The organism is Paenibacillus sp. FSL K6-1217 (assembly GCF_045040735.1).
Taxonomy (GTDB): Bacteria; Bacillota; Bacilli; order Paenibacillales; family Paenibacillaceae; genus Paenibacillus_AQ.
The window spans coordinates 1,243,937-1,257,549 of record NZ_CP150271.1 but is presented as its reverse complement, the minus strand read 5'-3'; the positions used below and the strand labels follow the sequence as shown (position 1 = coordinate 1,257,549).

Sequence of the window (13,613 nt, the reverse complement as noted above, 5' to 3'; positions counted from 1 at the left end):
ATAAAACACTAGGAAGCAAAAGATACTAGAACAGAGAAAGTATAACTATAAACGGAGGTACATAAATGAGACTTAACAGCAAGGTGGCAGTAGTTACCGGGGCGGCATCCGGGATGGGAAAGGCGATTGCCGTGCTTTATGCGAAGGAAGGGGCCAAGGTGGTAGTAGCGGATATTCATCTGGAGGCTGCGGAGACGGTAGCTCGTGATATTAAAGCAGGCGGCGGGGAAGCCCTAGCGGTACAAGCTAATGTAGCAGACGAGTCTGACATCCAGAATCTGATCGACAGTACAGTCAACACTTACGGCACTGTAGATATTCTGGTGAATAATGCGGGGATTATGGATAACTTTGAACCGGCGGGTGATATTGAGGATGAGAGCTGGGAGCGGGTGCTCGCCGTTAATACAACTTCGGTGATGCGTGCTACGCGCAAGGTACTGCCTATTTTCCTGGAAAAACAACAGGGTGTTATTATTAACGTTGCCTCGGTAGGCGGTCTGTTCGGTGCCCGGGCCGGTGCAGCTTATACAGCCTCGAAGCATGCGGTTATCGGCTTCACTAAGAATACCGGATTCATGTATGCTGCCAAGGGAATCCGCTGCAATGCGATTGCGCCGGGCGGTGTAGAGACCAATATTGGTTCCACCATGACCCATATCAATCCATTTGGCATGGAACGTACACAGCCGGGTATGGCCCTTAATCCACGGATGGGCCAGCCCGCCGAAATCGCACAGCTCGCCTTGTTCCTGGCTTCAGAGGAATCAGGCTTTGTGAATGGAACTGTCATTACCGCAGACGGCGGATGGACGGCTTATTAAGGTTGTTGGACCCATAGCAAAGGCCATCTCTCCCATGCTGCGGGAAGATGGCCTTCTTTCTTAACTGCCCTATTCTGCTTCAGCTCCGTGCATCCTGCACTCTAATGTTGCTCCCGAACAAGGTGGAATCACTTGTCAGCTTGTAGGCCGGATATCCGGCCTCTGCTTCGAGGCGCATAACGTCATCGAACAGCAATTCCTGCTGGCGGTCACACAGGAAGGTGAACGGCTCGGTCTGAAACACAATATCTGTCGGCGAAGGCTCGCTGACTACCCGGATGACCAGTACGCCGTTACAGCCGCAATCCTCCGTATCATAGAACATTTTGAATTGCCCGGGTTTCCCGGCCAAGCTCTGCTCCAGCCGTTCGCGGGTCATTGCATTAAGCTCAATCTGCATCTGTAATTACTCCTCTCAGGACAACCTGTCCGGTATGCTGTATCTGTAGGCGGCAAGTATAGTCCTTAATCTAAGCAGACCCGTGTGACAGCAGTCACTGTGAATGTGAAAATATGACTATCAGCGCAGCATACCGCAGCAGCGATGAATTCTTCCCTTTGAATATAACACAGAAACAGGCGCTGCCATAACCCGGCCCGCGGCCTGGAGATGTTAGCACCTGCCCTATTCTGCTTCACCCGATCTGCGAACGTACGGCTTCTTCCAGATTCAGCAGCTCCGCCCTGACCTGGACCACCTCACCGATAATGATCATGGCCGGATTGCTGATCTTCATCGCGGCGGCGACCTTGTCGATATTGCCAAGCATGCCGGTTACGATCCGTTCGCGCACCGTTGTTCCGTTCTCAATTAATGCAACCGGGGTCTGCGGATCTTTGCCGTGTACCAGCAGTTCCTTGCATATCTCCCCCAGCTTGCTTACGCCCATATAAATCACAAGCGTATCTACACCATGAGCCAGCGCATCCCAGCGCAGCGGCGAATCCTGGGTCTGGCAGCGGCTGCCGGTCACGATGGCGAAGGAAGCCGCCACACCGCGATGGGTCAGCGGAATGCCAGCAGAAGCGGCTGCACCTACCGCTGAGGTGATTCCGGGAATCACCTCATAGGAAATACCGGCAGCGGCGGCGGCTAATGCTTCCTCCCCGCCCCTGCCGAAGACAAACGGGTCGCCGCCCTTCAGCCGGACCACATGGCTTCCGGCTGCGGCATGGCGGAGCATCAGCCGCTCGGTCGTCTCCTGCGGCATCGAATGCAGACCCGGCGCTTTGCCGCAGTAGATGCGCACGGCATCGCCCCTGGCATGTTCCAGCAGCTCCTCATTCACCAGCCGGTCATACAGAATCACATCGGCACGTTGAATGCGCCGCAGCGCCTTCAATGTAATCAGCTCGGGATCGCCCGGGCCTGCACCTACAATGGATATGCTCCCCTGTTTCATAGGCTTTTCTCCAGGGCAGGTGTGCCCGGGAGCCCCGCTTCTACACGTCCCGGAAGCTCTGCTGCCGCAATTGCTCCGGGTCTGCTGCCTTTTTGCGATAAATAGAATAGCAGGCCCGTGAACAACAGCCCTCCCGCAAAGTTGCCGAGCAGCACCGGAATGCCGTTCCAGATCCACCAGTCCGCCATAGTCACATTCGCTCCAAGCATCATTCCCGCCGGAATGACGAAGAAATTGACGACCGTATGCTCGAAGCCCTGGCCGAAGAAGGTCAGGATCGGCAGCCACATGGCGAGGATTTTGCCGGAGGTGGATCTTGAGGTCATCGCCATGACAGCCCCCAGCGTAACCATCCAGTTGCAGAGCATCGCCTTGATGAAGGCCAGCCCAATTCCCTCTGCCCCCAGACTCTGATAAGCCGTCGTCTTCCCTTCACTTGCCGTAATCAGCGTCTGCACCATGGGGTTCGACAGATCGGTGCCCATCTTCGTAATCGTCAGCCCGTATAATACGGCATAGACGGCACACCCGATCAAATGACCCAGAATGACCCAGAAATAGTTCCCCAGCATTCGTCTGACGGTGGTCCGCTTCTCAAGCACGGCCAGCGGAATCAAGGCGAAGCTGCCGGTGACAAGCTCCAGCCCGAGAAGAATAATCATCACGAAGCCTACCGGAAAAAGAATGGCGCCCACCATAGGGATCTTGGTTTGTGCCGCAGCGGTGAAGGCCAGTGTAGTTGCACAGGCCAGAATGGCACCGCCGAGACCGCCGCGGACAATGAGCTGCATGATGCCCAGTTCCGCTTTGGCTTTTCCCGCTTCAATCATGGAGCCCAGCACTTCGCCTGGTTTGACATAGTCCATTATGAATCCCCCTTATACATGTCCCTGTATGAATGCATTAGATCGTTAAGTACAAGCTGCCTGTGGCGTGATCGACTTCCACCTCATAGGTAGTCACATGTCCCGTATCGGGGGCCTGCACCTCGCCTGTATGCAGCTCGATCCGCCAGTCATGCAGCGGACAATGCACCTTGGAGCCGCAGACCATGCCTTCCGAGAGTAGCCCGCCCTTGTGCGGACATTTATTCTCTACAGCCAGCACCTCTCCGCTGCTTAGCCGGAACAAGGCAATCTCGGTATCGCCTACCCGTAATTTTCGTGATCCTTTGATATCTACCTCATTCAGGTTGCCGATTAGCAGTTTGGTCATTGTCATCTCGGTTCCTCCTTAGACCGTCTCGGGTAACGAGATCGCTTCGAAATTCTTGCGCAGCTCCGGGGTATTCACAATCTGCTTCCATGGATCAGTAGTCAGGCTGAGCGTCTTCTGAATTCTCTCCACCAGCGCCGCCCGTTCCTCCGGGGATTCCAGCGCCTGCTTGATGCTGTCCAGGCCTACGCGTTCAATCCACTGTGCGGTCCGTTCATTCCATCCGGCTTGCTCGCGGTAATACTGCAGGAACGCGCTTGCCCATTCCAGCACTTCATCATCGGTCTTCACCACGCAGAGCAGGTCGGTTGCCCGGACATGAACGCCGCCGTTGCCGCCGACATGGAGCTCCCAGCCGCCGTCAATCGCCACCACCCCGAAGTCCTTGATTGTCGCTTCCGCACAGTTGCGCGGACACCCGGATACAGCCAGCTTCACCTTCCCCGGAGCATTCAGCCGTTCAAAAGCCTTCTCCAGCCGAATCCCCATCCCCAGCGCATCCTGGGTCCCGAACCGGCAGAAGGTGGAGCCTACGCAGGTCTTTACAGTGCGCAGCGTTTTGCCGTAGGCATGGCCGGAGGGCATATCCAGCTCCTCCCACATCTTCGGCAAATCCTCCTTCTTCACGCCCAGCAGATCCAGGCGTTGCCCGCCGGTGAACTTGACCAGCGGCACATCGTACTTCACCGCGACCTCCGCTATCTTGATCAGCTCCGCAGGAGAAGTGACCCCGCCGTAGATTCTCGGCACGACAGAATAAGTCCCGTCCTTCTGGATATTGGCATGGTAGCGCTCATTCGTATATCTGGATTCATTCTCATCCACGTATTCCTCCGGCCAGAGCATACCCAGGTAATAATTCAGCGAAGGGCGGCATTTCGGGCAGCCTTCCTCATTGCTCCAGGACAGTACATGCATGACTTCCTTCACCGTGGTCAGCTTCATCCGCTTGATCTCGGCGACAATCTCATCCCGCCCAAGCGTCGTGCAGCCGCAGATTCCCTCCTTGACGGTAACGGCCGCCTCTCCGGCATAGAGCTGGAGCAGTCCCTCTACCAGCGGCTTACAGCCGCCGCAGGAGGCAGAGGCTTTGGTGCAGGCCTTGATCTGTCCGACACTGGTGCAGCCGCCGGCGGTAATCGCTTCGGCAATGGTTCCCTTCGTGACTCCGTTGCAGCCGCAGATGATCTCGTCATCCGGCATCCCCTCCAGCCGGTTGCCCTTGGGCGAAGCCAGCGCACCAGCCTCCAGGCCGAGCAGCAGCTCTTTCTCGCGCCCCTTGATATTCTCGCCCTTCTTGATCATCGAGAAGAGCTGCGCTCCGTCATTCGTATCGCCGAACAGTACGGCACCAATCAGCTTATCATCCTGGATGACCAGCTTCTTGTAGATTCCCTCCGTCTCATCCTGGAAGCGGAGCGCTTTCGTTCCAGGCTGCTCGTTATACTGTCCTGCCGAGAAAACATCGACGCCGGACACCTTCAGCTTCGTAGAAGTCACCGAACCGGCGTATCCTTCGGTGGGGGCGCCTGCCAGTCTTTTGGCCAGCACAGCACCTTGTTCATAGAGCGGGGCCACCAGGCCGTAAGCAATACCGCGATGCTCCGCACATTCCCCGACGGCGTAGATGCCGGGCAGGCTGGTCTCCATATAATCGTTCACCACGATGCCCCGGTTCACCTCAATCCCGCTGCTCCGGGCAAGCATAACATTTGGCTTGATCCCGACAGCCATCACGATCAGGTCAGCCTCCGCCGTTTCACCGTCTGCGAAGAGGAGTCCTTTGGCCCTTTTTTTGCCGAGAACGGCTTCGGTCTGCTTCTTCAGCAGGAACTTCATGCCCTGAGCTTCCAGCTCCCCACGTAGCATCCGGGAAGCCGCCTCGTCTAACTGACGCTCCATAATATACTCGTGGATGTGAACCACCGAGACGTCCATCCCCAGATGCAGCAGCCCTCTGGCCGCCTCCAGTCCGAGCAGCCCGCCGCCGATGACGAGCGCCTTGCTGTATTTTTGCGAGACGTCCTGCATGATTTGCGTATCCTTGATGTCGCGGAAGGCGATGACGTTCTCCTTCTCCGTTCCCGGGATCGGCAGCATGAAGGGGTTGGAGCCAGTTGCCAGAATCAGCTCGTCATACGCGGCGGTAACTCCTTTATCCGTATTGACTGTACGTGCAGTAGTATTAATAGAAGTTACTGTGTGGCCGGTATATAGCTTGATGTTGAAGCTCTGGTACCACGCGAGATCATTAATGACGATTTCATCCAGGCTTGCCCCGCCTGCCAGTACGGAGGATAACATGATACGGTTATAATTGGGATAAGGCTCTGTGCCAAAAATCGTAATCTCGTAGGCCTCCGGCGCCAATTTGAGCAGATGCTCAATGGCTCTGACCCCCGCCATCCCATTGCCGACTACTATCAGTTTTTTACGCTTCACTGTCATCTGTATCTCTCTCCTCTCCAGGTGCACAACAGAAATAGCCCGCTTCACTCCGCCCGGAAAAGATACATTTCCCGTAAGCGATATAAGTGAGAGCAGGCGCCATTGCCGCTTCAGCCGAATACATCGTTGTATTCGTGAATTGTTGAATTTGTTAAAACGAATATACTACAGCCGCCTACGATACGTCAATAATTATGACATATAAAATTTAATTAATTTAATTTATCGACAAGAACGCCGAATTAGTGTTATATAATATAACATAAACTATCCTGTAATCGGATTGTAAGCAATCATACAAGATGTCTCTATTCTTAGGTAAAAGGAGCGTCGTTCCCCATGCATTCCCTGCTCGTTATAGAACCTGCTGGAACAGAGAATCCCGCAGAAGCGCGCTCCTCTGAAGGCCCTGACCACATCCTAAGCTCTTGCGGCTATGTAGTAGGAAGCGCAGCGTCACCGGAGCTGGCTGCCCCGTTCATCGGCGATGCCGATGCCTTCATCCTCAATCTTCCGGTGACGGATATCAGCTATTGGAGAACCCTGCTGGTGCGGCAAAGGATCGCGCCGGTAATCTGGTGGTGCACCCCTCATACCGCTAACCTCTCCGTCTCTGCCTGCGGCGACGATATTATGGTGGACGGCATTCTGTCCCCTGCCATGAAGCCGCCGGAGATTCACTGGACGCTTCATTTCAGTGCCAGGCAATGCTTCGAGCGGAAGCAATGGCTGAAGGAGCGGGAGCAGCTGCTCTCCCGGATTGAGGAACGCAAGTGGATCGATATGGCTAAGGGCATTCTGTCCAAAGCCAAGAATATCAGTGAATCGGAAGCCTATGACCTGCTGCGCAAGCAGGCGATGAATGAACGCAAACGGATCGTGGATGTAGCAACCTCCATCGTCAAGGTCTACCAGATGCTGCAGGATCAAACTTAAGGAGAACGCCATATGATTAATATTCTGAAGGAAGTTGCCCGCGGCAAACGCGGTGCGAAGGATTTAAGCTACGGGGAAGCCGAATATGCGGCCGAAGCCATACTCACTCGGGCCGCTTCGCCGGTGCAGATCGGCGCGTTCCTGATCGCAGAGCGCATGAAGCTGGAGAGCCTGGAGGAGCTGGAGGCTTTTGTGGCAGTCTGCCGTAAATACGCCTTCCGTGAGCCTGTTCACCAGGGAATCGACTGCGCCGGTCCGTATGACGGCAGGGTGCATTCCTTCATCGCTACCTTCCCTACGGCCTTTCTGCTGTCGGCCGCAGGTCTGCCGGTTACCCTGCACGGTTCAGCGGGCTTGCCGCCTAAATGGGGCATTACGCTGCAGGACATCGTCCAGGCCAGCGGAGTGGATATAGCCGGACTGAGCCGCAGTGACGCGGTTCATGCCGCCGAAGCCAGCGGGGTTCTGTTCGTGAAGTCCGAGCAGTGGTGCCCGCCGCTGGGGGAGCTTCGCGGACTCCGGGAGGACATTGGGATGCGGACGATTTTCAATACGGCGGAGAAGCTGATCGACTATTCCTGCTCACCGTGCATTGTATTCGGTATATTCCATAATACGGTATTCGACCGGATCTCCCGGCTCATTGTGAAGCTCGGCTATCAGCAGGGGCTGGTGGTGCAAGGTGTGGAAGGCTCGGAGGATCTGTACATTGACCGCCCGAACCGCATATACCGGATTCAGGATGGAGCGGCGGAGCTGGATATCATCGACCCCGAGTCGCTTGGCCTGGAGGTCCCCGTGCCTGCGGAGCAGGAATGGACCGCTCTCCGGCAGCTTCGTACGGCAGAGGAGGTCCTGCAAGGCGGCGGGCATATGGCCTATTACAACCAGACGCTGCTTAACGCCGCTGCCAGACTTCATGCCGCCGGGCGTGTGGATTCGATTGAGGAAGGCGTCTATACCTGCAAGCCTCTGCTGGATAACGGTCAAGCCTGGGCGACCTATCAGCGCTGGCAGCACACACTGGCGGGCAGAAGGGCCGCTTCACTAGGGCAGGGTTGAGAGTGGCCGGCAGAGCCCGGCTTCTACGTTCCCCAGTTATGTGAGGTGCACACAAACTTGTAGGGCTGCCTCCTGGAAATCCAGGTGCACTTCTGCACCTCATTTGCCGCTTTCGACTGTGTATGGCGAATTCGGGTGCACTTCAGCACTTGATTCACTCCCCTTGCCTAGTGTCCGGCCCGCCATCCTCGCAACCACCAATGTATTCGGTTTTCCGCACACATTCGGCCCACGCGCCCTCGCAACCACCAATGTATTCGGTTTTCCGCACACAATCGGCCCACGCGCCCTCGCAGCCACCATTGTATTCGGTTTTCCACACACATCCCCAAAAAAAAGCGTGCCACCCGCATTCCTGCGGTGCACGCTCTTTTCCGTTACTGCAAATGCTTCCGTTAATCCGTATGCAGCGCACCCTGCGGCTTGCCGGAACCGGGGGCACCGGCGGGATCTTTGGCATCACTTGTGCCTCCCAGCTTGAACACCAATATCCCCCCTACGATAATAAGCACGCCGATCAACTGGTTGAACGAGAATGGAACCTTCGCTAGGCCCAGCCAGCCCATTGAATCCCAGAGCAAGGCGAAGCCGAGCTGGGCAGTTAGTACAATCGAGATGGCATAGGTGGCGCCAAGGATTCTGGTGGCCTGGACGAGGCAGATCACGACCCCCACGCCGATCATTCCGCTTAACCAGTACCAGGGCTGCATGTGCTGGAGCGTGAACATGTTTTTTCCTTCCATAATCAGCCCCATGACGAGGGAGGCGGCGAAGCCCATGCCCAGCACCAGTGTAGTAGTTGACCAGGAGCCCGTGTGCTCATTAACCTTGGTGTTGAAAATATTCTGTAAACTGACCAGCGCGCCCGCGATCAGTGCAAGTACTAATCCTGCTAACATATCCCTTGCTCCCTTCGTTTAGAACTTCAGTACAACTACCCCGAGAATCATCATCCCGATGCCGATAAATTGCGGCAGCTTCATCTTCTGCCGGACGACTCCGAACCAGCCCCTGATGTCAATGATAAACGTCAGGCAGAGCTGGGCAATCAGCAGCGCCGAGATCGTAAGCGTAACCCCGATGTTCTGAATGGCCGTCACCTCACTGAAGATCACGAAGGCGGCCAGACCGCCGCCGCTGATGTATAACGGATGAACCTTGCGGAAGCCGTGCTTTTTGCCGTCCCGTACGATTAGCGCTATCGCTAACGCCATGATGAATCCGGTAAGCTGGGTAATGGTTGCCGCCTGCCACGTGCCGATATCCTGGCTGATTCTGGCATTGGCTACCCCTTGAAGGGTAATGCAGGCTCCGGCCAAAAATGCGAATATGATCCCTCTCATCTGTCTCTCTCCTCTTTTTGCTTCTCTGTACTTATTAAAAGCCAGTTCGCCGGATTGGAAAAGGACATATGTCCTTCAATCTGAAAACATCTGTGCTGAGCCGCTTGCTTCGGCCTGCTAAAGAGACAGCAAGCCCGTTTCAGGCCGGATTTCGGCTCGAAACGGGCTTGCATAGACTTTTCGGCACAAGATAATTGCACGCCTGACTCTTAGGAGATAAGGCCCATCTCCCGCAGCTTGTCCATGATGATGACGCTGACTGCCGACACCCGGTCGATGTCCTCATAGGTTAACCAGGCCAGCTCTTCAATCTCTGAAGCCGGGGTAAGCTCGCCTGTGTAATCTGCGGTCAGGCAGGTCATCCGCACGAGAATGCCTTCCGCTTTGCCATGTGCCGGGGCCTCGAAGCTTCCGAACTCCGCAATCGTCTCCGGCAGGATCTGAACCGACAGTTCTTCCTCAATCTCGCGGACCAGGGTCTCGGCATCCGTCTCACCGGGCTCCCGCTTGCCGCCGGGAAAATAATAGGTGTCCTTGCCTTGGGAACGCGCGCCCAGCACCTTGCCGTCCACCACATAGATCCAGGCTACCTTATCTATTACATTAGTCATTGTTAATCTGCACCTTTCCTTCGATTTCACACTGAAACGGTACTGCTCTCTTAAGAACCGTGTAGCCGTTCCTGCTTGCTGCTTGAACATGCATATGCTGTCCGGCCTCTTCCCAGGGCACGGCATACCCCTCACCCTTGGCACAAAAAATAGACGCCGAGGAGTAGGCCGGGTCCGCATTTTTATTATAATTCCGCTGCTCCACCACCGCCCCGGTCTGGTGGCAGGGCTCATATCCGGCTACTCTGAGCGACATCGCTCCTTTGCCTTGCGTCATCGCCGCCAGTCTCACCCCGTAATTCATGAAGCTTGCCGCCGGAACCGTGCCGGTAATTACGGCTTTGGACGGTGTAATGTCCGGGGGATGGAAGCGGCCGCCGGCCTGCTGGATATCACTCATAACTTTTCCCACATCGTCCGGATCTATCCGGATCTTCAGGTCGTAGACCGGCTCCAGCAGCAGATTCTTTGCCTGCTCCAGCCCCTGACGCAAGGCCCGGTAAGCTGCTTCCCGGAAATCGCCGCCGCTCGTGTGCTTATTATGCGCCTTTCCCGTAAGCAGGGTGATCTTCAGATCCGTCAGCGGAGAACCGGTCAGCAGGCCGTGATGGCCGCTCTCCAGCAGATGCTGCTCAATCTGATGCTGATAGCCTGCCGCGAGATCATCCGGGTGGCAGCGGTTCATGAAGGTGATCCCGCTCCCCCGTTCCCCGCCCTCAAGCATCAGATGAACCTCGGCGTAGTGGCCTAGCGGCTCGAAATGCCCGCAGCCATAGACCGTACCGGCAATGGTCTCCTTATAGAGAATCTCCGGCGGGCCAAACGAGATCTTAAGCTGAAACCGTTCCGCCACAATCTGCTCCAGAATCTCAAGCTGTATCCCGCCCATCACATGAATATGCAGCTCCTGGAGCTCTTCGTCCCAGCTCACATTCAGTGACGGGTCTTCCGCGCCCAGTTGTCCGAAGGCATGTGTCAGCTCCTTCAAGTGCACGGGCGGCTTGTAGAGCACCTTGGATTTCAGGGTGGGAATGAGTCCGCTGCCCTGAACATCCCGGATGGCTCCCACTCCTGCACCCGGCAAGGCCGCACTAAGGCCGACTACCGCGAATAATTCCCCGGCGGCGGCCCAGTCCGCAGCGCTATAAGCGGTACCGTTGTACTTGCGGATTCCGGTAATCCGTTCGGATATTTGTTCTGCTTCGGGTCCATACGTCAAGAACTCGCGGTTCTTCAGCACGCCTTGAAGGGCTTTGATGTAGGTGATACGTGTCCCTCTGGCATCGTGGCGGATCTTATAGACCCTCCCGGCAAAAGGCAGCGTATGATCGTACTCCGTGAAGGTGAGCGCATCCAGAAACTCCAGAAATTCACCCACGCCCTGGTCCAGCAGCGCCGAGCCCTGCATACACGGAAAGATCTCTCCGCGCTTCACCATAGACCTTAGCGCACTAAGGCAATCGCTATCCGTCAGCGTGCCTTCAAGATAGGGATCGAGCAGCATCTCCTCGCGTTCGGCAAGGAATGATTTCATCTCCTCGGTCCACGCGGCTTCCGGCTGCTCCGGCAGCAGCAGGGCATCGCCGCTAAGCAGCTGCCGGATCTCTTCCAGGACACGTTCAGGGTCGCTGCCTGCGCGGTCGGTTTTGTTAATGAAGAACAAGGTGGGAATCCGGTGCTGGCGCAGCAGCTGCCAGAGCGTTTCGGTGTGACTCTCTACACCCTCCACCGCGCTGAGAATAACGACTGCATAGTCCAGCACTTGCAGACAGCGCTCCATCTCCGGGGAGAAATCGACATGGCCCGGTGTATCCAGCAGGAAATAGCGGGCATCCTTATAAGTGAACTCCGCCTGATCGGCGAAGACGGTGATCCCGCGTGCTTTTTCAATCTCATGGGTATCCAGGAACGTATCCTGATGGTCCACGCGCCCCCTGCTGCGGATGGCTTCGGTATGATAGAGCAGCTGCTCGGCGAAGGTCGTCTTCCCGGCATCTACATGGGCAAGCAGTCCGACAGTTATATTCATACAGCGCTGCTACACCTCTCCACGGATATGCGGAACTACCTCTGACTGGTAAAAGGCATCCAGGCGCTCCATCTCCCCTGAGCTGAAGGAGGGTACTTCCAGTGTGGCCAGATTATCGTTCACCTGAGCCTCATTCTTGAAGCCCGGAATCACACAGCTGACAGCCGGATGGTCCAGAATCCAGCGCATGGAGGCCCGTGCCATATTGCTGCGTCCTTCAGCGATCCACTCCAGCTTCTGCGCCAGCTCAACCCCCTTACCAAAGGGCAGCCCGGCAAAAGTCTCGCCCACATTGAACTGCTCTCCGTTTGCGTTGAACCTGCGGTGGTCGTTCTCCTGGAAGGTACTGGACGCTGTGAACTTGCCGGTCAGCAGACCGCTGGCCAGCGGCAGACGCACAAGAATTCCTGCACCCTTAGCCGCAGCCGTCGGCAATAGCTCCCGTGCCGGCTGCTGGCGGAACAGATTGAAGATCACCTGAAGTGCCGCAACTCCCGGATACTCCAGGCAGAGCAAGCCCTCCTCGATAGTCTCTACACTGACGCCGTAGTGACGGATTTTACCCTCGGCCTTCAATTGGTCCAGCGCCGCGAACACGCTGCCATCGCGCAGAATCTCAATCGGCGGACAATGGATCTGGTACAGATCGATCGCTTCCCGCTCCAGACGCCGCAGGCTCTGCCCACAGTATTCACTGATCCGGCGCGCGGAGTAATTCTCCGGGTCATGGATATCTCCGGCGCGGCAGAACTTCGTGGCAATATGTATCTCATCCTGCTTGCCCCGGGTCGCCTTGGCGAGCAGCTCCTCCGCATGGCCGCCGCCATAGACATCTGCCGTATCGAAGAAATTCACGCCCTGCTCCATCGCCGCCTGCAAGCCTCTCAGACCGTCCTCATCCTTGCTGCTGCCCCAATCCCCGCCAATCGCCCAAGTGCCAAAGCTGACCTCACTGACAGACAGACCCGTATTTCCCAGCTCGCGGTATTTCATCCTATGAACCTCCGTTTATGAGTTAGTGTGGAACCGTTCACAACTCTTCTTATTATGAAGGGTCTGGGCAGTCAGGTCCAGCTCGTGGCTCCTCTTGAACATACATTGGGGCATCCCGCCGCGCTACTCTGCATCCAATGACTTATAAGCTCCGTGCAATCTGGACGATCTTCTGAATCGTACCGGGTACTTCTTCGCTGTCGTTGATTACAAACAGATACTCCGACTCACTCTCTGTTGGCTGCTGCGCCAGCCCATTTTGTGAATCCGCGATTTGCCGGGTCAGCACTACATCGAAGCTTTTTGATTTTCTAAGGATAGCTGTACTCCGTTCACTACTCGCTATACGCGAATACAGCAGCTCATCCGGCAGATTGAAATATACCAGCACACTAACCAATCCCTTCTGGTGAAACCAATCCAGCATTCGCAGCCGGCCTTCCCTATTGGAGTTATTGTTACACATGATGATGTGCTGCTCCGACTCATGAACGGCATAATCCACTAACGTTCGGGTCAGAGCGTCCTTGAGCGTATTCGCCCCTTGCTTGGGCAGCAGGCTTTCGTACCGGGTATTGATGAATTCAGCCAGATCATCCCGGTCAATAACGGCTGATTCAGGTAAGCTCCGCTCTAATTCTCTGGCAAATGTGGTCTTCCCGCTATGCGTTTTACCGACTGTAAGGATTGCTAACCTATTCATTAATACCGCTCCTCTACGATAAAAGGTACTTAGCTCTTCTGTACTC

General features: G+C 55.9%; 14 protein-coding genes. 3 read left to right on the top strand and 11 right to left on the bottom strand.

What is annotated here, in order from left to right; genetic code table 11:
• Positions 1–65: 65 nt before the first annotated feature.
• Positions 66–824, top strand: a complete 759-nt coding sequence (locus tag MHH28_RS05385; RefSeq protein ID WP_405112766.1) for an SDR family oxidoreductase — start codon at positions 66–68, stop codon at positions 822–824.
• Positions 825–903: 79 nt separating this feature from the next.
• Here MHH28_RS05385 and MHH28_RS05380 read toward each other — a convergent pair whose 3' ends face one another.
• The 5 genes from MHH28_RS05380 to nirB all read right to left on the bottom strand — a co-directional run bounded on the left by MHH28_RS05380 (position 904) and on the right by nirB (position 5,890).
• Positions 904–1,224 (bottom strand): iron-sulfur cluster biosynthesis family protein, encoded by a 321-nt coding sequence (locus MHH28_RS05380; protein WP_339256587.1) that lies wholly within the window; start codon positions 1,222–1,224, stop codon positions 904–906.
• Positions 1,225–1,459: 235 nt separating this feature from the next.
• Complete coding sequence (gene cobA / locus MHH28_RS05375; RefSeq protein WP_405112764.1) at positions 1,460–2,227, bottom strand: uroporphyrinogen-III C-methyltransferase; 768 nt, start codon at positions 2,225–2,227, stop codon at positions 1,460–1,462.
• Positions 2,224–3,093, bottom strand: coding sequence for a formate/nitrite transporter family protein (locus MHH28_RS05370; RefSeq protein ID WP_405112762.1), 870 nt, complete (start codon positions 3,091–3,093; stop codon positions 2,224–2,226). The genes cobA and MHH28_RS05370 overlap by 4 nt, the downstream gene beginning before the upstream one ends.
• 37 nt (positions 3,094–3,130) lie before the next feature.
• Positions 3,131–3,442: a nitrite reductase small subunit NirD gene (gene nirD / locus MHH28_RS05365; RefSeq protein ID WP_341186810.1), complete on the bottom strand. Its 312-nt coding sequence runs from the start codon at positions 3,440–3,442 to the stop codon at positions 3,131–3,133.
• A gap of 18 nt (positions 3,443–3,460) precedes the next feature.
• Positions 3,461–5,890, bottom strand: coding sequence for a nitrite reductase large subunit NirB (nirB, locus tag MHH28_RS05360; RefSeq protein ID WP_405112760.1), 2,430 nt, complete (start codon positions 5,888–5,890; stop codon positions 3,461–3,463).
• A gap of 339 nt (positions 5,891–6,229) precedes the next feature.
• On the opposite strand from nirB, the gene MHH28_RS05355 reads away from it, so the two are divergent.
• Together MHH28_RS05355 and MHH28_RS05350 are read left to right on the top strand one after the other, a co-directional pair.
• Positions 6,230–6,826, top strand: a complete 597-nt coding sequence (locus tag MHH28_RS05355; RefSeq protein WP_405112758.1) for an ANTAR domain-containing response regulator — start codon at positions 6,230–6,232, stop codon at positions 6,824–6,826.
• A gap of 12 nt (positions 6,827–6,838) precedes the next feature.
• Positions 6,839–7,888, top strand: a complete 1,050-nt coding sequence (locus MHH28_RS05350) for an anthranilate phosphoribosyltransferase (RefSeq protein ID WP_405112756.1) — start codon at positions 6,839–6,841, stop codon at positions 7,886–7,888.
• A gap of 395 nt (positions 7,889–8,283) precedes the next feature.
• On the opposite strand, the gene MHH28_RS05345 is transcribed toward MHH28_RS05350, so the two are convergent.
• The 6 genes from MHH28_RS05345 to MHH28_RS05320 form a co-directional block, all read right to left on the bottom strand.
• On the bottom strand, positions 8,284–8,787 hold the full coding sequence (locus MHH28_RS05345; RefSeq protein WP_405112754.1) for a DMT family transporter: 504 nt from the start codon (positions 8,785–8,787) through the stop codon (positions 8,284–8,286).
• Between the two features lie 18 nt (positions 8,788–8,805).
• Positions 8,806–9,231 carry a DMT family transporter gene (locus MHH28_RS05340; RefSeq protein ID WP_405112752.1) on the bottom strand — a complete coding sequence of 142 codons (426 nt, stop codon included), beginning with the start codon at positions 9,229–9,231 and terminating at the stop codon, positions 8,806–8,808.
• Positions 9,232–9,440: 209 nt separating this feature from the next.
• Positions 9,441–9,842: an NUDIX domain-containing protein gene (locus MHH28_RS05335; protein ID WP_405112751.1), complete on the bottom strand. Its 402-nt coding sequence runs from the start codon at positions 9,840–9,842 to the stop codon at positions 9,441–9,443.
• The gene (locus tag MHH28_RS05330; protein ID WP_405112749.1) at positions 9,835–11,871 is read right to left on the bottom strand and encodes a GTP-binding protein; all 2,037 of its coding nucleotides are present in this window, start codon (positions 11,869–11,871) and stop codon (positions 9,835–9,837) included. Before MHH28_RS05330 ends, MHH28_RS05335 begins: the two co-directional genes overlap by 8 nt.
• A 9-nt stretch (positions 11,872–11,880) precedes the next feature.
• On the bottom strand, positions 11,881–12,864 hold the full coding sequence (locus MHH28_RS05325) for an aldo/keto reductase (protein WP_405112747.1): 984 nt from the start codon (positions 12,862–12,864) through the stop codon (positions 11,881–11,883).
• Between the two features lie 142 nt (positions 12,865–13,006).
• Positions 13,007–13,567, bottom strand: coding sequence for an AAA family ATPase (locus MHH28_RS05320; RefSeq protein ID WP_405112745.1), 561 nt, complete (start codon positions 13,565–13,567; stop codon positions 13,007–13,009).
• Between the last annotated feature and the right edge of the window lie 46 nt (positions 13,568–13,613).